This window comes from Halopelagius longus (genome assembly GCF_900100875.1).
Lineage (GTDB): Archaea > Halobacteriota > Halobacteria > Halobacteriales > Haloferacaceae > Halopelagius > Halopelagius longus.
Genome location: NZ_FNKQ01000003.1, coordinates 377,524 through 398,992, shown reverse-complemented (window position 1 = coordinate 398,992; position 21,469 = coordinate 377,524). Strand labels below are relative to the sequence as shown.

At 67.4% G+C, this 21,469-nt stretch carries 30 protein-coding genes; 20 read left to right on the top strand and 10 right to left on the bottom strand.

Going from position 1 to position 21,469, the window contains the following annotated elements; all coding sequences use genetic code 11:
- Nucleotides 1-77 precede the first annotated feature (77 nt).
- The gene (locus BLS11_RS12750; RefSeq protein WP_092538018.1) at nt 78-371 is read right to left on the bottom strand and encodes a MarR family transcriptional regulator; all 294 of its coding nucleotides are present in this window, start codon (nt 369-371) and stop codon (nt 78-80) included.
- 161 nt (nt 372-532) lie between these two features.
- On the opposite strand from BLS11_RS12750, the gene BLS11_RS12745 reads away from it, so the two are divergent.
- From BLS11_RS12745 to BLS11_RS12730, 4 genes are all read left to right on the top strand, one after another.
- Nucleotides 533-847: an EMC6-like membrane protein gene (locus BLS11_RS12745; RefSeq protein WP_092538016.1), complete on the top strand. Its 315-nt coding sequence runs from the start codon at nt 533-535 to the stop codon at nt 845-847.
- 1 nt (nt 848) lies between these two features.
- Nucleotides 849-2,678: a ribosome biogenesis/translation initiation ATPase RLI gene (locus BLS11_RS12740; protein WP_092538014.1), complete on the top strand. Its 1,830-nt coding sequence runs from the start codon at nt 849-851 to the stop codon at nt 2,676-2,678.
- A 79-nt stretch (nt 2,679-2,757) separates the two neighbouring features.
- The gene (locus BLS11_RS12735; RefSeq protein WP_092538012.1) at nt 2,758-2,958 is read left to right on the top strand and encodes a hypothetical protein; all 201 of its coding nucleotides are present in this window, start codon (nt 2,758-2,760) and stop codon (nt 2,956-2,958) included.
- Nucleotides 2,959-3,077: 119 nt separating this feature from the next.
- Nucleotides 3,078-3,536, top strand: coding sequence for a YbhB/YbcL family Raf kinase inhibitor-like protein (locus BLS11_RS12730; protein WP_092538010.1), 459 nt, complete (start codon nt 3,078-3,080; stop codon nt 3,534-3,536).
- Nucleotides 3,537-3,575: 39 nt separating this feature from the next.
- On the opposite strand, the gene rtcA is transcribed toward BLS11_RS12730, so the two are convergent.
- The 3 genes from rtcA to BLS11_RS12715 all read right to left on the bottom strand — a co-directional run bounded on the left by rtcA (nt 3,576) and on the right by BLS11_RS12715 (nt 5,646).
- Nucleotides 3,576-4,607 (bottom strand): RNA 3'-terminal phosphate cyclase, encoded by a 1,032-nt coding sequence (gene rtcA, locus BLS11_RS12725; protein ID WP_092538008.1) that lies wholly within the window; start codon nt 4,605-4,607, stop codon nt 3,576-3,578.
- Nucleotides 4,607-5,053: a universal stress protein gene (locus tag BLS11_RS12720; protein WP_092538006.1), complete on the bottom strand. Its 447-nt coding sequence runs from the start codon at nt 5,051-5,053 to the stop codon at nt 4,607-4,609. The genes rtcA and BLS11_RS12720 overlap by 1 nt, the downstream gene beginning before the upstream one ends.
- A 71-nt stretch (nt 5,054-5,124) precedes the next feature.
- On the bottom strand, nt 5,125-5,646 hold the full coding sequence (locus BLS11_RS12715) for an archaemetzincin family Zn-dependent metalloprotease (RefSeq protein WP_092538005.1): 522 nt from the start codon (nt 5,644-5,646) through the stop codon (nt 5,125-5,127).
- Nucleotides 5,647-5,685: 39 nt separating this feature from the next.
- Between BLS11_RS12715 and BLS11_RS12710 the strand changes: the two genes are divergently transcribed.
- The 5 genes from BLS11_RS12710 to npdG all read left to right on the top strand — a co-directional run bounded on the left by BLS11_RS12710 (nt 5,686) and on the right by npdG (nt 8,363).
- Nucleotides 5,686-6,120 (top strand): UPF0146 family protein, encoded by a 435-nt coding sequence (locus BLS11_RS12710; RefSeq protein ID WP_092538003.1) that lies wholly within the window; start codon nt 5,686-5,688, stop codon nt 6,118-6,120.
- A 25-nt stretch (nt 6,121-6,145) separates the two neighbouring features.
- Nucleotides 6,146-7,027, top strand: a complete 882-nt coding sequence (locus BLS11_RS12705) for a TIGR01548 family HAD-type hydrolase (protein ID WP_092538001.1) — start codon at nt 6,146-6,148, stop codon at nt 7,025-7,027.
- Between the two features lie 30 nt (nt 7,028-7,057).
- Nucleotides 7,058-7,435 (top strand): hypothetical protein, encoded by a 378-nt coding sequence (locus tag BLS11_RS12700; RefSeq protein WP_092537999.1) that lies wholly within the window; start codon nt 7,058-7,060, stop codon nt 7,433-7,435.
- The gene (locus tag BLS11_RS12695) at nt 7,432-7,632 is read left to right on the top strand and encodes a hypothetical protein (protein WP_092537997.1); all 201 of its coding nucleotides are present in this window, start codon (nt 7,432-7,434) and stop codon (nt 7,630-7,632) included. Before BLS11_RS12700 ends, BLS11_RS12695 begins: the two co-directional genes overlap by 4 nt.
- Nucleotides 7,633-7,694: 62 nt before the next feature.
- Nucleotides 7,695-8,363, top strand: coding sequence for an NADPH-dependent F420 reductase (npdG, locus tag BLS11_RS12690; RefSeq protein WP_092537995.1), 669 nt, complete (start codon nt 7,695-7,697; stop codon nt 8,361-8,363).
- On the opposite strand, the gene hisE is transcribed toward npdG, so the two are convergent.
- The 3 genes from hisE to BLS11_RS12675 form a co-directional block, all read right to left on the bottom strand.
- On the bottom strand, nt 8,360-8,662 hold the full coding sequence (gene hisE / locus BLS11_RS12685; RefSeq protein ID WP_092537993.1) for a phosphoribosyl-ATP diphosphatase: 303 nt from the start codon (nt 8,660-8,662) through the stop codon (nt 8,360-8,362). The genes npdG and hisE overlap by 4 nt on opposite strands.
- A gap of 73 nt (nt 8,663-8,735) precedes the next feature.
- A complete protein-coding gene (gene pdxT / locus BLS11_RS12680) occupies nt 8,736-9,347 on the bottom strand; it encodes a pyridoxal 5'-phosphate synthase glutaminase subunit PdxT (protein ID WP_092537991.1) in 612 nt (203 codons plus the stop codon).
- Between the two features lie 60 nt (nt 9,348-9,407).
- Nucleotides 9,408-9,572: a preprotein translocase subunit Sec61beta gene (locus BLS11_RS12675; RefSeq protein ID WP_092537989.1), complete on the bottom strand. Its 165-nt coding sequence runs from the start codon at nt 9,570-9,572 to the stop codon at nt 9,408-9,410.
- A 105-nt stretch (nt 9,573-9,677) separates the two neighbouring features.
- On the opposite strand from BLS11_RS12675, the gene BLS11_RS12670 reads away from it, so the two are divergent.
- Nucleotides 9,678-9,947 (top strand): thioredoxin family protein, encoded by a 270-nt coding sequence (locus BLS11_RS12670; protein ID WP_092537987.1) that lies wholly within the window; start codon nt 9,678-9,680, stop codon nt 9,945-9,947.
- Between the two features lie 150 nt (nt 9,948-10,097).
- Nucleotides 10,098-10,247 (top strand): 50S ribosomal protein L40e, encoded by a 150-nt coding sequence (locus BLS11_RS12665; RefSeq protein WP_092537985.1) that lies wholly within the window; start codon nt 10,098-10,100, stop codon nt 10,245-10,247.
- 138 nt (nt 10,248-10,385) lie between these two features.
- On the opposite strand, the gene BLS11_RS12660 is transcribed toward BLS11_RS12665, so the two are convergent.
- A complete protein-coding gene (locus BLS11_RS12660) occupies nt 10,386-11,021 on the bottom strand; it encodes an MBL fold metallo-hydrolase (RefSeq protein ID WP_092537983.1) in 636 nt (211 codons plus the stop codon).
- A gap of 121 nt (nt 11,022-11,142) precedes the next feature.
- Here BLS11_RS12660 and BLS11_RS12655 point away from each other — a divergent pair, with 121 nt between their 5' ends.
- From BLS11_RS12655 to BLS11_RS12620, 8 genes are all read left to right on the top strand, one after another.
- Nucleotides 11,143-11,319 carry a DUF5786 family protein gene (locus BLS11_RS12655; RefSeq protein ID WP_092537981.1) on the top strand — a complete coding sequence of 59 codons (177 nt, stop codon included), beginning with the start codon at nt 11,143-11,145 and terminating at the stop codon, nt 11,317-11,319.
- Nucleotides 11,320-11,350: 31 nt separating this feature from the next.
- A complete protein-coding gene (locus tag BLS11_RS12650; protein ID WP_092537979.1) occupies nt 11,351-11,998 on the top strand; it encodes an endonuclease dU in 648 nt (215 codons plus the stop codon).
- Between the two features lie 25 nt (nt 11,999-12,023).
- Complete coding sequence (locus tag BLS11_RS12645) at nt 12,024-12,635, top strand: uracil-DNA glycosylase (protein ID WP_092537977.1); 612 nt, start codon at nt 12,024-12,026, stop codon at nt 12,633-12,635.
- 77 nt (nt 12,636-12,712) lie between these two features.
- Complete coding sequence (hisH, locus tag BLS11_RS12640) at nt 12,713-13,378, top strand: imidazole glycerol phosphate synthase subunit HisH (RefSeq protein WP_092537975.1); 666 nt, start codon at nt 12,713-12,715, stop codon at nt 13,376-13,378.
- Nucleotides 13,379-13,438: 60 nt separating this feature from the next.
- Entirely contained in the window at nt 13,439-14,245 is an 807-nt protein-coding gene (gene pheA / locus BLS11_RS12635) for a prephenate dehydratase (RefSeq protein WP_092537973.1), read from the top strand.
- A gap of 71 nt (nt 14,246-14,316) precedes the next feature.
- Complete coding sequence (locus BLS11_RS12630; protein WP_092537971.1) at nt 14,317-14,727, top strand: Hsp20/alpha crystallin family protein; 411 nt, start codon at nt 14,317-14,319, stop codon at nt 14,725-14,727.
- A 348-nt stretch (nt 14,728-15,075) separates the two neighbouring features.
- The gene (gene hsp14 / locus BLS11_RS12625) at nt 15,076-15,519 is read left to right on the top strand and encodes an archaeal heat shock protein Hsp14 (protein ID WP_092537969.1); all 444 of its coding nucleotides are present in this window, start codon (nt 15,076-15,078) and stop codon (nt 15,517-15,519) included.
- A 159-nt stretch (nt 15,520-15,678) separates the two neighbouring features.
- Nucleotides 15,679-16,110: a universal stress protein gene (locus BLS11_RS12620; RefSeq protein WP_092537967.1), complete on the top strand. Its 432-nt coding sequence runs from the start codon at nt 15,679-15,681 to the stop codon at nt 16,108-16,110.
- A gap of 30 nt (nt 16,111-16,140) precedes the next feature.
- Here the strand turns inward: BLS11_RS12620 and BLS11_RS12615 are convergent, their stop codons facing one another.
- The gene (locus BLS11_RS12615) at nt 16,141-17,346 is read right to left on the bottom strand and encodes an inorganic phosphate transporter (RefSeq protein ID WP_092537965.1); all 1,206 of its coding nucleotides are present in this window, start codon (nt 17,344-17,346) and stop codon (nt 16,141-16,143) included.
- The gene (locus BLS11_RS12610) at nt 17,343-18,227 is read right to left on the bottom strand and encodes a universal stress protein (RefSeq protein WP_092537963.1); all 885 of its coding nucleotides are present in this window, start codon (nt 18,225-18,227) and stop codon (nt 17,343-17,345) included. The genes BLS11_RS12615 and BLS11_RS12610 overlap by 4 nt, the downstream gene beginning before the upstream one ends.
- A 222-nt stretch (nt 18,228-18,449) precedes the next feature.
- On the opposite strand from BLS11_RS12610, the gene leuS reads away from it, so the two are divergent.
- Complete coding sequence (gene leuS, locus BLS11_RS12605; RefSeq protein ID WP_092537961.1) at nt 18,450-21,317, top strand: leucine--tRNA ligase; 2,868 nt, start codon at nt 18,450-18,452, stop codon at nt 21,315-21,317.
- Nucleotides 21,318-21,469 lie beyond the last annotated feature (152 nt).

The window sequence follows — 21,469 nt, the reverse complement described above, 5'->3', positions numbered from 1 at the left end:
ACGCGGTGTGTCCCGGCCCGGTCGCCGGGGTGGTCTGTCGTCGATGCGCCCCACCCGTGCCGTGGGAGCGTCCGAAGTTACTCTGCGCAGCAGGCTTCCGCTTCGTCGCCGTCGCCGTCCGCCGGGTGCGCCTTCGGGGCGGCGTCGGTCAACTGATAGAGATTCTGCCGCGCGTCGGCGAAGTAGACGTCCTCGTCTACGACGCCGATTCCCTCCAGACGTTCGAGTGCGTAGCGGACCGTCCGAGCCGAGAGCATCGACTCCTGGACGATACCCTTCTGGGTCAACGGACCGTTGTATTCGAGTACCTTGAAAACCAACTTCGCACTCGGGGGGAGGTCGTCGAGACTCTCCTGTTCTGCCTCAGCCATCGTTACGAATCGAAACGGCCGAACGGCATAAACCTTCGTGAGTTACGACGGCCGAACCGGCTAACCGGTGCCTAACGTGAAGTTCTGTCCCCGCCGAGTGGACGCTCGTCCGCCGCACGGGGAACGAACGCCTTTTGACGCAGGGTACCGGACGGACACACATGGCCACGGAAACTCAGACCGGTCTCTCGGGGCACGTCCGGGGGGTCACGGTCACCACACTCGCCTGCCTCGCGGGCGTCGCCGCCGCGTTGGCGTCGGGGGTGGTGGTCGGGACGACGGTGGACGCCGCGACGAACCAGCTTTCGCTGGCTCTCTTCGGCGCGGCCGTCCTCGCCCAGTTCCCCATTCTCCGACTCGTCGGCGTGGACGTCGAGGACTTCGGCGCGAAGGACTACCTCTACGTCGCGTTCATGACGTTCACGCTGTGGTTCATCTCGTTCACCATCCTGCTCACCGCGGGCGTCCAACTCTAACATGGCGGACGACAGTATCGCGGTAGTCGACCTCGATAGGTGCCAGCCCGACCGCTGTAGCTACGAGTGCGCCAACTTCTGCCCGCCGAACCGGACGGGCAAAGAGTGCATCGTCACTCGGGGGGACTACTACGAAGAGGACGAACCGTACGACGGCGGCCCGGACCAGATACGCATCTCCGAGGAGGTGTGCCTCGGCGAGACGTGCGGCATCTGCGTCGAGAAATGCCCGTTCGACGCCATCGAGATAATCAACCTCCCCACGGAACTGCAGGACGACCCCGTCCACCGCTACGGCGAGAACTCCTTCGCCCTCTACGGGCTTCCGGTCCCCGAGGCGGGCTCCGTGACGGGCATCCTCGGTCCGAACGGCATCGGGAAGACGACGGCCGTGCGGGCCCTCGCCGGCGAGATGGTGCCGAACCTCGGCGACTACGGCGAGGAGGCGTCGTGGGAGGCCGTCCTCGACCGGTTCCGCGGCACCGAACTGCAGAACTACGTCGAACGCGTCCGCGGCGAGGTGGTCACCATCGCCCGCAAGCCGCAGTACGTCGACCAGATTCCGAAGCAGTTCGACGGCGTCACCCGCGATCTGCTCGATTCGACGGACGAACGCGGCGCACTCGACGACTACGTCGAACGCCTCGGCATCGGCCCGGTGATGGACCAACCGCTCGATACGCTCTCGGGCGGCGAACTCCAGCGCGTGGCCCTCGCGGCCACGCTCGCCCGCGACAGGGACTTCTACTTCCTCGACGAGATTTCGCCGTACCTCGACATCGGTCAGCGAGTGACCGCCGCGCGACTCATCCAAGAGTTGGCGGAGGACGAGGACCGGGCGGTTCTCGTGGTCGAACACGACTTGGCGATTCTCGACCTCCTGGCCGACACGCTCCACGTCGCCTACGGTGAACCCGGCGCGTACGGCGTCATCACCGACCCCAAGTCGGTGCGCAACGGCATCAACGAGTACCTGAAGGGGTACCTCTCGAACGAGAACATGCGCATCCGGCCCGACGAGATAACGTTCCACGAACACGCCCCCCGCGAGACGACGAAGGGGAAGGCGCTCATCGACTACCCCGACCTCGCGAAGTCCTACGGCGACGGCGAGTTCTCCCTCGAAGTGGACGCGGGCACCATCTACCAGTCGGAAGTGCTCGGCATCGTCGGCCCGAACGGTATCGGGAAGTCGACGCTCGCGAAGATGTTCGCGGGGTCGCTCGAACCCGACGAGGGCGAACTCGACTTTCGCCTCGACATCGCCTACAAGCCGCAGTACATCGAAATCGACCAGCCGATGCGCGTGGACGCGTTCCTCTCGTCTATCACCGACGACTTCGGCACCTCCTACTGGAAGACCGAAGTCGCGAACCCGCTCCAACTCGAACGCATCATGGAGCGCAACTTAGACGACCTCTCGGGCGGCGAACGCCAACGCGTCGCCATCGCGGCGTGTCTCTCCGAGGACGCCGACCTGTACGTGATGGACGAACCCTCGGCCCACCTCGACGTCGAACAACGCGTGCAGGCCACCTCGGCCATCCGCCGGTACGCGGAGAACCACGACGCGACGGTGATGGTCATCGACCACGACATCTACATGATCGACCTGCTCGCGGACCGTCTGATGGTGTTCGACGGCGAACCCGCGGAACGCGGTCACGCCTCGACGCCGCAGGAGATGCGCGCCGGGATGAACGACTTCCTCGCGGACCTGGACATCACGTTCCGCCGCGACGAACGCACCCAGCGTCCGCGCATCAACAAGCCCGGGTCGCAACTCGACAGCAAACAGAAGCGCGAAGGCGAGTACTACTACGCCCCGTAGTCCGCACTCGACCGCTCTCTTCTCCGCCCCTGCGGGTGCGGCCTCAAGCGTTATCGGCGTCGGACGCATCCCTTCTCACATGAGCACCAAGTCGTTCCTCTCGGGAAGCAAGTTCAAAAGCGCGAACGTCGGCATGCTCGTCGCGCGGGCGGGTATCGCGCTCTTCCAGAAGAAGCCGAAGCGAGCGCTCATGTACGCCGGCGCGGCCCTCGTCTCCACGAAGTCCACCGTCGGCGGACTCGTCGCGCAGGCTCTCATCAAGATACTCGGACGGAAGTAACCGCGTCCGCCGGAGTTCCGTTCGACCCTCGCCGGGGTCCGACCGCGGATCCGATTCCTCCGCCGACGAGTGACGTTCGGCCATAATTCACACGTACCCCGGTTCCAAACGATCTTTTCATGCGTCTCATCAGTCCGGCGTTCTCGGACGGTGGCGAGATCCCTCGACGGCACGGCTACGAAGAAGCCAACACGAACCCGCCGCTGATAATCGAGGATATCCCCGAGGAAGCGGAGTCTCTCGCCCTCTTCGTGGACGACCCGGACGCGGAGGAACCCGCCGGAAAAGTGTGGGACCACTGGGTCGTCTGGAACATCTCCGTCGATTCGGAGACCTGTTCGCTGCCGGACGACTGGACCCCGCAGGACGCCGACGCGCGGACGGGCGAGAACGACTACGGCGAACGCGAGTACGGCGGCCCGAACCCGCCGGACCGCCCGCACACGTACCGGTTCGTCGTCTACGCCCTCGACACGGAACTCGACTTAGACTCCGGCGCGTCGAAGGACGAACTGCAGGACGCTATCGAGGGCCACGTCGTTGAGGAGGCTCGAATGGAAGGCACGTACGAACCGTAAGCGCGACGGTCCTCGGCCGCGTCGCCGGTCGTCTCGACCCTACAGGTCGGGACTCAGGAGGACGCCGCCGTCGCCGCCGGGTTCCACCGCCACGTCGTAGTCGAACGCTCGAATCACCTCGACGTTCGTCCGCAGGTGGTCGGTGACGGCGGGGACGCGCACCTCGCCGCCCGCGAGTGCGGCCCAGACGGCCAGTTGGTCGCCCATCCGGGCGTCCACCGGCGCGTCGTCCGCCCGCCACGACGCGAACGCGTCCACCGCCTCGGCGGCGACGTTCTCGGCGGGCACCCCTCGTTTTCCGAGGCCGACGAACCCCGCGCGACCCTCCTCGCAGTCGGCGACGAGCGTCACGACCGCACCGGGCGACGACGCCGGGACGTACTCGGCGGTCGGTTCGACCCGCTTCGCTTCGAGGTTCGGCCCCGACGTGGCCGTCAGACGTTCGACCGCGGCGTCCCGGAGTCGTTCCGCCACGTTCGCGTCCGACAGCGACTCGGTGGCGACGGCGTTCACGAGCACCCCCCGTAGCGCCCCCCGAGAGCGCAGTCGGAGGCGGGCGAGATTCGAGGGCCGGATCTCGAAGGCGAGTCTGCCGCCGCCGGCGGGGTAGAACCCCCGCCGTTTCACTTCGAGGCCGGCGTCGAGTCCGAACTCGCGGAGGAGCGGGAGTTTCGCCCGCCGGAGGTAGTCGGCCGAGGGAGACCACTCGACGTCCGTCCCGCCGGTGACGGTGACCGAGAGCGTCCCGTCGAGTGCGAGGGCGAGGGGGAGCACCGCGTCGCAGACGAGTGCGGCGCTTCCCGCCGTTTCCACCTCGGCGAACACGTCGCCGCCGCGGAAGCCGTCGGGCGCGAACGCGAGCGTCTCGGACCCGCGTTCGTCGCCGTCGACCGTCGCGTCCGTCGCGTCGGCGACCGCCCGAACCGCCGCGACGTGTTGCGTCTTCAGGCCGGGGGTCGGACGCTCCCCCCGCACGTTCTCCATCCGGAACGGCCTGCCGGTGACCGCAGACAGAGAGAGGGCCGTCCGCAGGAGTTGGCCGCCGCCGTCGCTCCCGTCGAGTTCGAGCACTATCGGACGACGGTCACCGGGACGTTCGCGCGTTCGACGAGTCCGGTGGCGACGCTCCCGACGAGTCCCTGCGCTCGCTTCGAGAGGCCGCGGTGCCCGACGAACACGCCGTCCATCCCCTCTTCGTCGGCGTACTCGGCTATCGTATCGACCGGGTCGCCGTACAGGAGTTCGGAGTCGGCGTCGACGTCCGCCTCGCGCGCCCGTTCGACGGCGTCTTCGAGGACGCGTTCGCCCCGCGACTCGGCTTCGGCGATGTCCTCGGTGTAGAGTCGTTCGCTCGCCTCGGGGAACGACGGCGCGTCCCCGCCCTCGTCGACGAGGATTCGAGGCTCGACGGAGTAGACGAGGGTCAACTCCGCGTCGAGTAGCGACGCCACGCCGATGGCGTGTTCGAGGGCTTCGATGCTCGATTCGGAACCGTCAACCGCGACGAGATACTGCATCGGTGGTCACTTCCGTCTCGGAACTACGTCTCGTGAGCGCTTATGTGCCGTGGCGGAAAAGAGAGGCCGCGTTAGTGGACCAACCGACTGCAGGTGCCGCAGAGGTTCTCCTCTTTGACGTCCACCTCGCGAACCGTCGGCGAGAACGACATGACGCACTTGTTGTTGTCGCAGTGTTCGAGGCCGAGGGTGTGCCCGATTTCGTGGACGACTTCCTTCCGGACCCGGTCCGAGAACACTTCGCTCGCCGGTTTGGTGGTGATACCGCCGTCAGACGAGGTCTGGAGACGATACGTGGAGATAACCGACCCGTTTCCGTTCAGGTAGGCGAGACCGAAGACGTAGTTGCGTCGCCGGTAGTAGAGGTCCTGCGAGGTTATCCCGATGTTCTTGTCGCCGCTTCCCACGCGACTCGCCAGTTCGATGAACTGCTCTGCTCGGTACTGCTTCCGACTGCGGTCGAACGCGCCTTCGGGAATCGCCTGTTCGTTGTGGAGCGTCACGTCGCAGTCGTAGACCCCCCGCAGCGCAGCAGACGCCTCCCGCTTCACTTGCGCGGGAAGTTCCCCGATAGGCACGATATCGACAAGCATGGAAGTTGTTAAGGAGAGCGGGGGTATAAACATCCCGCCGTGGAAACCGCACTTCGAGACGCCCTCGCCGCGCGCCTCGCCCGATACGACAGTTTGGTCGAAATCGGTATCGGGCGGGCACCCGACGTGGCCGCCGCAGTCGCCGCCGCCGGCGCGGAGGTGACGGCGACGGACGTTCACGAGTTCGACGCGCCGCCCGGCGTCGAGTTCGTCGAGGACGACGTGGTGGCCGCGAGCGAACGCGAGGACCCGGGGGCGGCGTACCGCGCCGACGCCGTCTACGCGCTGAACCTCCCGCCGGAACTCCACCGCCCGGCGCGCGACGTGGCGCGTGCCGTCGGCGCGGACTTCCTCTTTACCACCCTCGGTTACGACGCGCCGTCGGTCCCCGCGGAGACCGAATCCGTCGGCGGGGAGACGCTGTACGTCGTCCCCGCCGACCGCCGCGAACCCGGTGCGGAATCACAACGCTAAGGCCACCGGGGTACCGCCTCCCGGTATGCACGCAGACGCAGTCGTCCTCGACGTGGACGGCGTTCTCGTCGACGTCGCCGACTCCTACCGTCGGGCAATCGTCGAGAGCGTCGACCGCCTGCACGGGCGGACCATCGACCGGGAGGAGATTCAACTGTTCAAGGACGCGGGCGGGTTCAACAACGACTGGGAACTGACGTACGCCGCCGCCCTGTACGTTCTCGCCGACGACCGGGAGTCGTTCTCGCTGTCGCTCCCGGCGTTCGCGGACCGCATCGCCGAACGCGGCGGCGGCCTCTCCGCCGCCGAGGCAGTCGTCGAAGCCCACCTCTCTGCGGACGAGTACGCCGCCGTCGAGGACGCGTGGGACACCGACGCTCTCCGCGAGACGTTCCAAGCGCTCTACCTCGGTGCGGACCTCTTTCGGGAACTCGAAGGCGGCGACCCGCCGTTCGAGGCGGACGGCTACATCAACGACGAACCGGTCATCGTCGAGGGAGAGACGCTGGACCACCTCACCTCGTACTACCGGACGGGCGTCCTGACGGGCCGCCCCGCCGCGGAGGCGGACATCGCCCTCGCCCGGTCGAAATTCGCCGTCCCCGCCGACCACCGCTTCACCATGGACGACTGGGAGGAGGGCAAACCCCACCCCCACGCGCTCACCACCCTCGCGGAACGGTTGGACGCCGACAGCGTCGTCTTCGTCGGCGACACGTTGGACGACGTGCGAACCGCCGTCAACGCCGCGGCGGCGGACGACTCGCGGACGTACCGCGGCGTCGGCGTCCTCACGGGCGGCCTCACCGGCGAGGAGGGCAGAGAGAAGTACGAGGCGACCGGCGCGGCGGCCGTCGTCGACTCCGTGAACGACCTGCCGGACCTGCTCTCCCCGCCCGAGGAGTAACTTTACCTCCGACCCCGGCCCACGTCCGGCATGGACGCGCTTCGAATCGAACGGGTCTGTTGGTCCTTCCCTCTCGGCGGTTTTCTGGCGGTGCTCGTGGCCGGCTTCTTGGCTCCCGACCCGACCGGCGGCGTCTGGGTCGTCGGCGCCCTGGTCGCAAGCGCCGTCACCGTCCCCCTGTCGTACTGGTTCCTCACGCGGTTCGAGTCGGACGACGCGCGGGTCGGCGACCTGACCGTCGAGCTGGTGGCGTTCATCGCCGTGTTCTTCCTCCTCCACACGCTGTTGGACGCCGTCGGCGTCGGCGGTTTCGTGAACAACCTGATCTCTCTCCTCGGCGGACAGGCTGCCTTCAATCGGGCTCAGCGGTGGAACCCGGTCCCACGGAGCAGGGGTGAGGCGCTGTGAAGCGAGACACGCTCTCGCACCTCGTGCGATTCCTGACGGTGATGCTCCTCGTGGACGCCGTGGGACTCGTCGCGTGGTCGCTCTTCCCCGAGGGGACCACCCCGCGGACGTACGTGCTGTTCGGGACGCTTCTGGTCGCGCCCCTCGTCGCCTTCCTCGTAACGTACGGCCCGGAAGTCGTCCCGGAGAGGGACTGAAGACACCGGCAGACGCCCCCGGTCACGCAACGCTTTACCCGGTTCCGTCCGCACTCCGAGGCATGCGAATCGCACTCCTCGGTGGGACCGGCGACATCGGCGAGGCACTCGCCCTGCGGTGGGCCTACCACACGGACCACGAAGTCGTCGTCGGCTCTCGGGACCCCGAGAAGGCGCGCGAGAAGGCCGACGAGTACGAGACGGAACTGTCGAGTCGGGGGCGCGACCGGAAGGTCAACGGCTTCGTCAACGAGATGGCCGCCGAACGGGCGAGGATAGTCGTCCTCGCGGTGCCGCCGTACCACGTCGCAGACACCGTCGAAGCCGTCGCGGACGGACTCGAAGACGGCGACGTGTTGGTCACGCCCGCGGCGGGGATGAAACGCGGCGACGACGGCTTCCACTACCACCCGCCGAGTGCGGGCAGCGTCACCCAACTCGTCGCCGACGCCGCGCCCGACGGCGTGGGCGTCGTCGGCGCGTTCCACAACCTCGCGGCGGGACGCCTCGCGAACTTGGACGCCGAACTCGGCATCGACACCCTCGTCGTCTCCGACGACGGAGACGCCAAGGAGACGGTGATGCGTCTCGCAGAGGAGATAGACGGCCTCCGCGCGTTAGACGCCGGCGGCGTCGCCAACGCCGCGGAAGTCGAGTCCGTCACGCCGCTTCTCATCAACGTCGCCCAGAACAACGACGGGATGCACGACTTGGGCGTGCAGTTCCGTTAGAACCGACTCTTCAACTCTTCGCGCAGGTCCTCCAGCGACGCGTCGTGCGCCGCCAGTACGACCAGCAGGTGGTAGACTAAGTCGGCGCTCTCGTACAGCAGTTCCTCCCTGTCGTCGTCCTTCGCGGCGAGAATCGTCTCCGTCGCCTCCTCGCCCAACTTCTCTAAGGCGTAGTTTTCGCCTTTCTCGTGGGTGAAGAGCGTCGTCGTGTAGGAGTCCTCGGGCAACTCCGCCTTGCGGGACTCGATGGTCGAGAAGAGTTCGTCCAGTACCTCCTCGGTCGGCGTGTCGTCGTCCATACCGGCGCGTCGGACGACGCGGGCAAAACACGCCCGGTTCCGCCTCGGTTCGCCGCCCGGCGAACGCGCGGGGTCAGTCGGAGGCTTTCGCCCCGACTTCCACGTCGCCCTCGAAGAACACCATGTCGTGGAGTCGGCTGTCGGTCGTCAGTTCGGGGTGAAAGGAGGTGCCGACGACGGGGCCGTCGCGTATCGCGACCGGTTTACCGTCCCATTCGGCGAGGACTTCGACGCCCTCGCCGACGTCGTCGATGACGGGCGCGCGGATGAACACGGCGGGGAACGGTTCGTCCAACCCCGTCACCTCCAAGGGGGCCTCGAAACTGTCCACCTGTCGGCCGAACGCGTTGCGGTTCACGCTCACGTCCACCAGCGACAGGGCGTCCACCCGGTCGTCCTGTGCGTCCCGTGAGGCGACGATGAGGCCCGCACACGTCGCCAACACGGGCTTTCCGCGTTCGACGTGTTCGACTATCTCCTCGTCGATGCCCTCCCGCGCCAACAGCCGAGAGATTGCGGTCGACTCCCCGCCCGGCATCAGCAACGCGTCGCAGTCGGGGACGCGGCCGGACTGGCGTATCTCGACGACTTCGACGTCCTCGCCGTGGGCGGCGGCGGCCCGGCGGATGGCGTCTGCGTGCTCCGATACGTCGCCTTGGACGGCGACGACGCCGGCTCGTAACATACCCGAAGGTCAAACTCCGAGCGACAAAAAGCGTCCGCTCGCGGCGGTTCGCCCGCGGCCTCAGATGGCGACGGCGTTCAGTACGAGGATCCCGACGCCGAAGAGGAGTCCGAACGCGACGATCGTCTTGGGGTCGAGGCGAATCGCGTTGCGGTCCTCCGCGTCGAAGTATCGAACGAGTCCCGCACTAGACATCAGGCCGCCGCTGTTCTGTCCGCTGCTCATGTGCGGGCATCTGTGCCTCCCTCGCGTAAACGTTTCGGCTCGGGTCGGAGACGTGGGGGTGAGAAACCCTTATGCGCGGGGCCGGGCAACCTCCGCAGGAACACGATGACCGTTCGAATGCTCGATTTCTACGCCGACTGGTGCGGCCCGTGTAAGACGCAGGATCCGATTCTGAAGGAGATAAAGGACGACTGGGGCGACCGATTCGAACTCGAGAAGGTCGACGTCGACGAGAAGCAGGACACCGCAAACGAGTATCAGGTCCGCTCGCTCCCGACGCTCATCGTCGAGAACGACGACGGCATCGTCGACCGGTTCGTCGGCGTCACCCAACGCGAGGACATCGAGGCGGCCCTCGAAGAAGCCGGCGCCTGAACGCCCCTCGCACGTCCGCGACCGTCGAGTTCTCGTTTTCGCGACTCCCGCTCTCGCCGTCCAGCGACCGCGTTCGCGCGGGCCGGGCGGGGCGACGCGGGGCGCGCAGTTCTCGCAAGCGTTATACGGAGCGGTCCAAAACAGAGCCGTATGGCTAGTTTCGACGCCGCGGAAAAGCGAACGCTGGAGAAGCTCATCTGCATGCGGTGCAACGCACGCAACCCGCCCCGCGCGGACAGTTGCCGGAAGTGCGGCTACAAGAACCTCCGCGCGAAGTCCAAGGAACGCCGCGCGGCGTAATCCGACGGACGGCTTTTCGCACTCCGTTTCTCCTCCGACCGACGAGTCCGGCGCTCAGCCGCGTCTCCGCGGTCGGTCACCTCGTTGGACGGCCGACAGTACCCATCACACGGTCGAGGACGTCCCTCGCGCGGCCGATTACGCCGACTCGGGGTACTTCGGCTGACGCTGTTCGGCGCGCGAGAGCGCTCGCTCCACCACCTCGCGGACGGACTCTTCCTCGCCGTCTGGGTCCGCGCGGTAGACGTCGCCGTGGCCCGCGTACATCGCGGACACCGTCTCGGGCATGCGTTCGAGGAGCGTCTCTAAGCTCCTGATGAGTCGTTCGCGCGACTGGCCGGCCATGTCCGTCCGCCCGAAACTCCCGTCGTCGAACGCGCCGTCGTTGTAGACGACCACGTCGCCGCTGAACAAGGTGCGGTCGCTCACCAACGAGACGTGGTCCGCGGCGTGACCCGGCGTGTACACCACCTCGAACGTCTCGTCGCCCGCGACCAGTTCGTCGCCGTCTTCGAGCGTTCCGTCGCGTCGGGGGTGCTCTCCGTAGGCGTACAGTTCGGCGTCGAACTCGTCGAGGACGGCGTCGAGTTCGCCGACGTGGTCCGAGTGCTGGTGCGTGAGGACCACGGCGTCGAGTTCGTCCGCGTGTTCGGCGACGACGTCTTCGACGCCCGGCATCGTCCCGACGTCCACGAGGACCGTTCGCTCGCCGAGGACGAGGTACGCGTTACAGGTGAACTGCTCTGCGCCCTCGGTGACTGTGACGACTTCCATGCGGCGGCGTACGTCGTCGTCTGTGAAAAAGCCCCGCGCGACGGACTCCCTCGCCGATGTCGCACCCCTTGAGAGGGGCCTGCAAATCATTTTTCACGCTCAACCGCGTACCTACCAGTGTATGGGATTCGGCAGTTACGACGAATCCGAGCAAGATAACCAGGAGTACGACACCGACCTCGACGACGACGAGAGTGTCGCCACCTCCACGGCCGACCACGAGGGCGAGGTCGAGTACGAAATCGGCGCGTCCAACGACGAACTTCTCGACCGCTTGAAAGAGATAAAAGAGCAGTGAGTCGAGCGCGCGGTACGCGGCGCGAGACGCCGTGACGCCGTCGCCGAAACCGGGCACGAGGGCGCTCGGCGTCGCCGAGTCGTACCGCGGCACCGATAGCGAGTCGTCGCGCCGAAGCACGCTCTGCGGCGCACTCGTCCGTGCGAACCGAGTCGTAGACGGGGTCGTCTACGGGTCGTGTACGGTCGGCGGAACGGACGCGACGAACGCCGTTTGCACCCTTTTCTCGACGCTCGGACGCGAAGACGTCCGGTACGTGATGCTCTCAGGCGTCGCCCCGGCGTGGTTCAACGTGCTCGACCTCCGCCGCATCGCGGAGGCGACGGACCGGCCGACGCTCTCGGTCTCCTACGAGGAGAGCGAGGGCCTCGCGTCGGCCCTGCGCGAGCAGTTCTCCGGCGACGAACTCGACGAACGCCTCGCGGCCTACCGGTCGCTCCCGCCGCGGCGGCCCGTCGAGGTGAACGGCGAGACGGTGTTCGTCCGCGCCGTCGGTATCGACGCGGCGGCGGCGGCCGACGTCGTGCGCGCGTTCACGCCCGAGGGCGGGCGGCCCGAACCCGTCCGCGTCGCTCGGACGGCCGCGCGCGCGGCGCGTTCGTGGCGCGAACGGGAGTGGGACGGACGCGACGACGGGCACAACGACGGACCGGCGTCGCCCGGCGACCATCACGAGTAAGTCCCGCGGGACCGCTACGGGACACATGGACGACGTAGCCGACGGCGAGATGGACGGTCTCTGCGTCACCGACTGCACGCGCTGTCCCGAACTCGTCGAGGGACGGAGCCAAATCGTCAACGGCGCGGGCCCCGACGACGCCGACTTGGTGTTCCTCGGGGAAGCGCCGGGCGCGAACGAGGACGAACAGGGCGAACCGTTCGTCGGACGCTCGGGGAGCGTTCTCGACGACGCCCTCCGCGACGTGGGACTCGCGCGTCCAGACGTCCGCATCACGAACTGCGTGCGGTGTCGCCCGCCGGAGAACCGCGACCCGAAGGTCGGGGAGTTGGAGAACTGCGCCGCGTGGTTGGAACGGGAACTCGAACTCGTCGACCCCGAACTTCTGGTGACGCTGGGGAAGGTGCCCTCCGAACACGTCCTCGACCGAGACGTCGCCGTCACGAAGGAGGCGGGAGACGTGGTGGACGCGCGCATCGGCGGCCGCGCCCAACGCGTCCTCGTCTGCGTCCACCCCGCGGCGACGCTGTACGACCGGAGTCAGGAGGAGACGTTCACCGACACCATCGCGAAGGCCGCCGACCTCGCGGACCTGACGGACGGCGCGGGCGGGCAGGCGAACCTCGGCGACTTCTGATCCGTCTCGCCGCCCCGCGCCCCGTCGAAATCGCCCGGAGGGAAAGTCACTTTGCCGCCCTTTGCGGACTGTTCGGTATGAGCGCGCCGAACCCCGCCGCGGCCGAACAGTCGCTCGCCTCGGTGGTCATGGTCGATTACGGACTCGGGAACCTGCGGAGCGCACAGCGCGGCCTCGAACGCGCGGGCGCGGACGTGACGATAACCGACGACCCCGACGAGTTCGCCGACGCCGACGGCATCGTCCTGCCGGGCGTCGGCGCTTTCAGCGAGGGGATGGAGAACGCCGGCCCGTTCCGCGAACCCCTCGCGGCGGCGGCCGACCGCGGCCAACCCGTCTTCGGCATCTGCCTCGGCATGCAGATGCTTCTGACGACCAGCGAGGAGGCCGACTACGAGGGCGAGGGCGAGGTGACGGGCCTCGACTTCGTCCCCGGGACGAACGTCAAGTTCTCGCAGGGCCAGAAGGTGCCGCACATGGGCTGGAACGAACTGAACGTCGAACGCGACCACCCCCTCGTCGAGGGAGTCGACGGCGAGCACGCCTACTTCGTCCACTCGTACTACGCGGTACCGGACGACGAGGACGCCGTCGTCGCGACGGCAGACTACGAGGTGGAGTTCCCGGCCATCGTCGCCAACGAGGCGGGCAACGTGTTCGGCACGCAGTTCCACCCCGAGAAGAGCGGCGAGACGGGACTGCGGATTCTCCGCAACTTCGTGGAACTCTGCGCCGAGCAGTGATCGGACGGGACGTTCGTCCCCGACGACGGGCTTTTCAAACTCGGGACTGAACGTCGCCGCATGCAGGCAGTTACGCTGGGTCCCGCCGGCACGTACTCCCACCGCGCCGCCCGGGCCGTCGCCGACGACGTCGAGTTCCGCGAGTCCGTCTCCGCCATCATCGACGCGGTGGAGGACGGCGCGTACGACCGAGGGGTCGTCCCCATCGAGAACAGCATCGAGGGGAGCGTCACGGAGACGTTGGACGCCATCGCCGAGACCGACGTGGCGGTCACTCAGGAGATAGTCACGCCGATTCGCCACGCCCTCCTCGCGCAGACCGAGGAGTTCTCGGTGGTCGCCTCCCACTCGCAGGCCCTCGCGCAGTGTCGGTCGTACCTCGAAGAGAACTATCCGAACGCGAAACTCGAAGCCGTCGCCAGCACCGCCCGCGGCGTCGAACGCGCCCGCGACGACCCGAACGTCGCCGGCATCGGCCACCCGGACAACGCCGGCGGAACGCTCAACGTCCTCGCGGAGGACATCCAAGACCGCTCTTCGAACGCGACGCGCTTCTTCGTCATCGCGCCCGCGAGCGAACGCTCCGACGCGGGCGGGAAGTCCACCATCGTCGTCTACCCGAACGCCAACTATCCGGGGCTCCTGTTGGAACTGCTCGAGGCGTTTGCGGACCACGACATCAACCTCTCGCGCATCGAGTCCCGCCCCAGCGGAAACCGCCTCGGCGACTACCTGTTCCACATCGACTTCGAGGCCGGCCTGTACGAGGACAGGGCCAAGGACGCCCTCGAAGACGTCGAGGAGATAGCCTCCCGCGGGTGGGTCAAGCGCCTCGGGTCCTACGACATGCAGCACGTCCTCTACTAGGCGTTCGCCCTCGACCCGTCGGGCGGCCGCGAAAATCTTGAAGGTCTGAGAGACCGAACTTCGGACCGATCATGGCGCAGTCGAACCCCTTCGAGGACGTAGAGAAACTGCTCGAACGGCTGAACGGCGAGTTCGAGGCGAACGTCGGACGCCGCGAAGTCGACGTCGACGTGGCCGACCGCGGCGACGAGTTCGTCGTCGTCGCCGACCTTCCGGGCTACGAGAAGGCGGACATCGACGTTTCGCTGGCGGACCGACGGCTCACCGTCTCGACGGAGCGAACCGCCGTCCACGACGCCTCCGACGCGCAGTTCCTCCGGCAGGAACGGACGCGGGAGGCCGTCTCCCGGAGCGTCACGCTCCCGAACGCCGTCGTCGCAACGGAAGCGACGGCGACGTACGAGAACGGCGTCCTCACCGTCACGCTCCCGAAGGCGTCGCCGACGCCCGGAGACGAGGGGACGGAAATCGAAGTCGAGTGACCGTTCGGCGAGGTGCGGGTCGGGGTGACGCCCCCGTTCGATAGGAGGTCGTCGCCCCTCGCCGGTGAGACTCCCGTCGGCGACTCTCCCGTTCCGTCGCGTCCTCTCCCGCGGCGTCCGTCCCGCCTCGACCCCTCTCGGCGAGACGCCGACGCCGCACACCGTGTCGGCGGCCACCGGGTCGACTGCGCCGAGGACGTGCGGTCGGGCGGTGAACTGTCCCCGTGCGTTCGTGGAACCGAGAGCGTCGATTTCGGACGAGATACGCTTTGTACCGTGCGTACTGCGCACCTAGTTACAACTAGTTTATGCTCTCGGGCGACGTTAGTAGTAGTCGGAGACTATCACATGATGCCACGTTCTTCCCCCTTCGACGATGTCGAGACGCTGTTCGAGCGAATGTCCAAGCAGTTCGACGACGTGAGCCGCCAGTTCGAGCGTTCGAACGTGGCCGGCATGACCTCCGGCGTCGACGTAGACGTCGCCGACGAGGGCGACGAGTTCGTCGTCGTCGCCGACCTCCCGGGCTACGAGAAGGAGGACATCGACCTCGCGGTGACGGAACGCGTCCTCACCATCGAGGCGACGCACGAGACGAGCGCGGAACACGACTCCGAGGAGTACATCCGCCGCGAACGCCGCCACGAGTCCGTGCGGCGCGACGTCCGCCTCCCGGAGGCCGTCGTCTCGGACGAGGCGTCCGCCTCGTACAACAACGGCGTCCTCACCGTCACCCTCCCCAAGGAGACGACGGACGATGACGACGACTCCCACCGAATCGACGTCGAGTGAGGGCGATAGCCCGCCGACGCTGACGCCGACGCGACGCAGACTCTACCGACGACGTAGTAAGCTCACGTTCGTTTCTCTCCTCCGTTTTTCCGTCTCCCGCCCGCCGAGCGGTTCGCTCCCCCGGCAGAGTACTTCCCTCTCCGCTTCGAAACTGACCGTATGGCTCCCTCGAACGTGTTGGTCCCGCTGGACGGCTCTCCGCTTTCGGACGACGCCTTGGTCCACGCGCTCGAAACGTTCGACTGTCCCGTCGCGGTGTTGAACGTGGTGACGCCGCTCGACGCGTCGATGAGCGAAGGCGGTATCCTCGACCCCGGCGAAGAGCGACGGGACGAGGCGAGAGCGAGAGCGGACGAGGTGGTCGCGCGCGCGGAGCACCGGGCGGCGGAAACGGGCCGGAGCGTCGACGTGACCGTAGAGACGGGGGACCCCGCCGAGACCATCCTCGACTACGTCGACGCGAACGACGTGGACCACGTGGTCATGGGCGGCCACGGGGGCGAGCGAAACGCACTCGCCCGCCGCCTCCTCGGAACCGTCGCGACGGTAGTCGTCGGCGAGGCTCCCGTGACGGTGACCGTCGTTCGGTAGTGCGCCTCGTTCGGTCCCTCTGAGGGGGGACTACCCGCCGAGAACCGCGGCGAGCGCCCTGTAGACCCCGAACCCGACCGCCACCGACGTGACGAGCGTGATTATCCAGAACGCGAGGGTCACTCCGATTTTCCGGCGAGAGACGCCGGCGGACCCGCCCGCGAGTCCGCCGCCGATGACGCCGGAGATGATGATGTTGTTGAACGAGATGGGGATACCGAGCGTGATGGCGAGTTGGGCGATGACGAAGCCGGGGACGAGGGCGGCGATGGACCGACGAATCCCGAGTTGCGCGTACTCGCGGGAGGTCGCTTGGAGCAGTCGCGGTGCGCCCATCCACGCGCCCGCGAGGATGCCCGTCGCGCCGATGGCCAAGAGCACGATTCCGGGGAGGCCGAGTTCGACTCGGTAGAGGTTCTCCAGCGGTCCGGTCGCCAGCCCGACCTGACTCCCGCCGCTCGAGAACGCGACGATGCTCCCGAGTGCGACGAGAAACGTTCTGACGCCGCCTTCGACCGACGCCTGCGTTCGGCGACGGATGAACTGGAAACTCGCGGCCGCGGCGAGTACCGACACGACGACGACGCCGAGTTCGACCCCGGCGACGGCCGGCGTGTCGACGAACCCCGAGAGGAACCTCGCGAGAGAGCTTTGTTCCTCGCCGGGCGGAGCGGGGATGACTCCCAGTTGGACGTTGGCGACGATACCGCCGACGAGAGCCGCCAACACCGGGACGCCGACCGTCTCGGGGATGTCGTCGCGGCGGAGTATCGTGGCGGTGAGGTACGCCAAACCGCCGGAGACGGGCGGGACGAGTACCCAGAACGTCGCGATTCTGCGGTACGTCTCGAACGCCGGCGTCCCGCCGAGAGCGAGTCCCACGCCCACCATCGCACCGGTCGTCGCGAACGCCGCCGGTACCGGATAGCCGGTGTAGACGCCGAACGCCATGAACGCCGTGGCGGTCAACAGGCCCGCCGTCGCGGCCAGCGAACTGAACGCGACGCCGTTTATCAGTCCGGACCCGACCGTCTCCGAGATACTGCCTCCCTGCGTGAGTGCTCCGAGCGCGGCGAGGAGACCGATGAGGAACGCGGCCCGCATCGTCGAGATGGCGTTCGCGCCGATGGCGGGGGCGAACGGCGGGGAGTTGCTGTTCGCGCCGAGCGCCCACGCGGTCAGGAGGCCGGTGACGGTGGCTAAGAGGACGAGAACCCAGAAGACGACGGCGGTCATCGTCGCAACAGTTCTCCGAGGCGGTGAATCGGACCGCCGACCACCGCACCGTCTCTGGCGAGGATAATCGTCTCGTCGGTCCGCCTGACGATTCGTCTCGCCACCGACCCGACGAGTCGACGCCGGAGTGCGCCGCGTCGGGTCGCACCCAATACGACCACGTCGTGGTTCGCCGCCTCCTCGCCGACGGCGTCCGTCGGGTTCGCGGCTTCGCGGACGACAGTCTCGACCGCCGGTTCGACGCCGGAGACGGTGGCGAGCGTTCTGTGACCCTCCTCGGCGAACTCCGTCGCCGCCGCCACGTCGGTATCCGCGTCGGCCACCGAGAAGACGACCACCCGAGCGTCGTTCCGAACGGCGATGGCCGCCGCCATCATCGCCGCTACGTCGACGTGTGGGCCGCCCGCGACGGGGAGGAGGACGGAGTCGACGCCGTCGGCTTCGCGGCCGACGCGTTCGACGTACAGGTCACACTCCGCCCGTTCGACGAGTGCGTCGACCGTCGTTCCGAGGACGGCGTCGCTCCGCCGCGAACGCTCCCGCCACCCGACGAGGAGCGCGGACGGATCGGTCTTCTCGACCGCTTTCAGGAGGCCGCGCGTCGGTGACCGCGCGACGACCACGTCGCGTTCGACGGTGACGTCCGCCGGAGCGTCCGCCCGTTCGACGAGTTCGCGGCTGTCGCCGCCGTACTCGCGGACGATGGTCTCGTCGTCGAACAGACCGAACGGCGAGTCGTGCGGCTTCACCACGACGGTCACGAGACGCACCGTGCCGTCACCGAGGCGAGCGAGGTCACCGGCGGTGCGAACTAACTGCTGGACGTGCGCCGGATCGTCGAGTCCGACCAGCACCGGGCCGCCAGTTCCGTCGTCGGCCATAGGCGCGTACCTTCGGCCCGGCCGAGCAAAAGTGTTCACACGGCTCTAGGGTCCGGGAGACGGTGAACGACCCGTCGGCGACTGCATCTGAGGCCCCCGAGAGGGACGCCCCGTCGAACGCAGTCGTCCTTCGCGCGGAGAATCGGCGGCGGAAGCGCCATCTGACAGTACGCGAGTCGGGTATAGGAGATATTTTAGGTCCGCACCCCTGACGACACAGACATGGAATACGACCCGCAGGAACTCGAAGAGCGATGGCGGGAGCGGTGGTCCGAGACGGGGCGGTACGAGGCCGAACCCTCCGAGGACGACGAGGACCCCACGTTCATCACGGTTCCGTACCCCTACCCCAGCGGCGGGATGCACATCGGGCACGCGAGGACGTACACGGTGCCCGACGTGTACGCGCGGTACCGACGCCAGCAGGGGGACAACGTCCTGTTTCCCATCGCGTGGCACGTCACGGGGACGCCCATCATCGGCGCGGTGGAGCGCCTGAAGAAGGGCGAAGAGAAGCAACTGTCCGTCCTCCGGGACACCTACGACGTGCCCGAGGAGACGCTTCAGGACCTGGAGACGCCGATGGGCTACGCCCGGTACTTCATCGAGGAGCACTACAAGAAGGGGATGAAGAACCTCGGGTTGTCCGTCGACTGGCGGCGCGAGTTCACCACGAACGACGAGCGCTACTCGAAGTTCATCACGTGGCAGTACGAGACGCTGAAGGACCGCGGCCTCCTGGAGAAGGGTCTGCACCCGGTGAAGTACTGCACGAACGAGGAGCAACCCGTCACGACCCACGACCTGTTGGAGGGCGAGGAGGCGGAGTTCCAAGAGTACACGCTCGTTCGATTCTCCCTCGGCGACACCGTCGTCCCGATGGCGACGCTCCGCCCGGAGACGGTCCGCGGCGTCACGAACGCATACATCGACCCCGACGCCGACTACGCCTACGCCGACGTGGACGGCGAGGAGTGGTTCGTCTCCGCCGCCGCCGTCGAGAAACTCGACCTGCAGGGCCACGACGTGACGGTCAAACGAACCGCCGCCGGCGAGGAACTCGTCGGCGAACGCGTCGAGAACCCCATCACGGGCGACGAGGTGCTCATCCTGCCCGCGTCGTTCGTGGACGCCGAGAACGCGACGGGCGTCGTCATGTCCGTGCCGGCGCACTCGCCGGACGACTACGTGGCGTTGCAGGAGGCGAAAGCCGACGACGACCGGATGCGCGAGTACGGCATCGACCCCGACGAAGTCGAGGCCATCGAACCCGTCCCCATCCTCTCCGTCGAGGGCTACGGCGAGATACCCGCGAAGTCCGCCGTCGAGGAGGCGGACGTCGAATCGTCCGAGGACCCCGCCTTGGAGAAAGCGACCAAGGACCTGTACAACAAGGAGTTCCACGCGGGCCGTCTCAACGACGAGTACGGCGAGTTCGCGGGCGAACTCGTCGAGGACGTCCGCACGAAGTTCCGCGACGCCCACCGCGACTCGGGGGCGTTCGGGACGATGCAGGAGTTCTCCGAACATGTCGTCTGCCGGTGCGGCGGCGACGTCGTCGTCGCCGAACAGGACACGTGGTTCCTGCGCTACAACGACGAGGCGTGGAAGCGGGAGGCCCACGAACTCGTCTCGCAGATGGAGGCCATCCCGTCGAACACCCGCGGCGAGTACGACCACACCATCGACTGGTTGAACGAGTGGCCGTGCATCCGTAACTACGGCCTCGGGACGCGCCTGCCGTGGGACGACGACTTCGTCATCGAGCCCCTGTCGGACTCGACCATCTACATGGCGTACTACACCATCGCCCACCGCCTGCAGGACGTTCCGGTCGAGGAGATGGACCGCGACTTCTTCGATACGCTGTTCTACGGCGCGGAGGCGACCGACGACCCCGACGAGACGGCCCTCGAACTGCGCGAGGAGTGGAACTACTGGTACCCCGTGAACTACCGGTTCTCCGCGAACGACCTCATCTCGAACCACCTCACGTTCTACCTGTTCCACCACGCGGAACTGTTCGACCCCGCCGAGTGGCCCGAAGGCATCGTCATCATGGGCATGGGCCTGTTGGAGGGGCAGGCGATGTCCTCCTCGAAGGGCCACGTCGTCCTCCCCGGCGAGGCCATCGAGAACTACGGGGCCGACACGGTTCGCTTCTTCCTGCTCAACTCCGCGGAACCGTGGCAGGACTACGACTGGCGGGCCGAACAGGTCGAGTCCGTCCGCGACCAGTTAGAGCGGTTCTGGAACCGAGCCGACGAGATTATCGAGGGCGAGGTGCCCGAGGAACGGCCGGAACTCGCCGGCGAGGACCGCTGGTTGCTGTCGAAGCTCCAAGGCACCGTCCGCACCGTCACCGAGGCGATGGAGCAGTCGGAGACGCGCACCGCCAGTCAGGCCGCCTTCTACAACTTCGAGGAGCACCTGCGCTGGTACCGACGGCGGACCGACTTGGACCGCCCGGCGGCGCGGTGGACGCTGGCGCACGTCTTGGAGACGCGCCTGCGACTCCTCGCGCCGTTCGTCCCGTTCATGACGAACGAACTCCACGAACGCCTCACCGGCACGCCCGCCGAGGACGCGCCGTGGCCCGAACCCGACGAGGAGTTCGAGAGCCTCGCCGTCGAAGTCGAGGAGGGGCAGGTCGAACGCCTCGTCGAGGACGTTCAGGGCATCCAGCAGTCACTGGCGAACGCCGACGAACCGATTCCGGAGGCCGACCCCGACCGGATTCGAATCACCGTCGCCGCCGACTGGAAGCGCGACGTCCTCGAAACCGTCGCCGACGTCGGCACCGACCAAGGGGCCGTCATGGGGAAGGTCATGCAGGACCCCGACCTGCGCGAACGCGGTAACGAGGTCAACGACCTCGTGCAGGAGCTCGTCGAGTTCGCCCGCGGACGCGACGAGGAACAGCTCCGAGCGCTCTCGCGGATAGACGAGGCGGCGACGTACGAACGCGCCGCGGCGTTCCTCGGCGAGGAGTTCGACGCCGACGTGGTCGTCGAGATCGAAGGCGAGGACGCCGAGGAGACGAAGCAGGCGATTCCGCTCCGCCCCGCGATAAACCTCGAAGTCGAGTAACTCGCGCCGCCTTCCGACGCCGCGACGCTCCGCTCTTTCTCCGCTTTCCGTCCTCCGCTCTCCGCCGCCGGCTTTCTCCCTCTCCGCCCTCCGCCTCCGTCCGACCTGATGCGCTTTCCGCGGGCTATCAGCCGTGATACTCCCGATGCTCC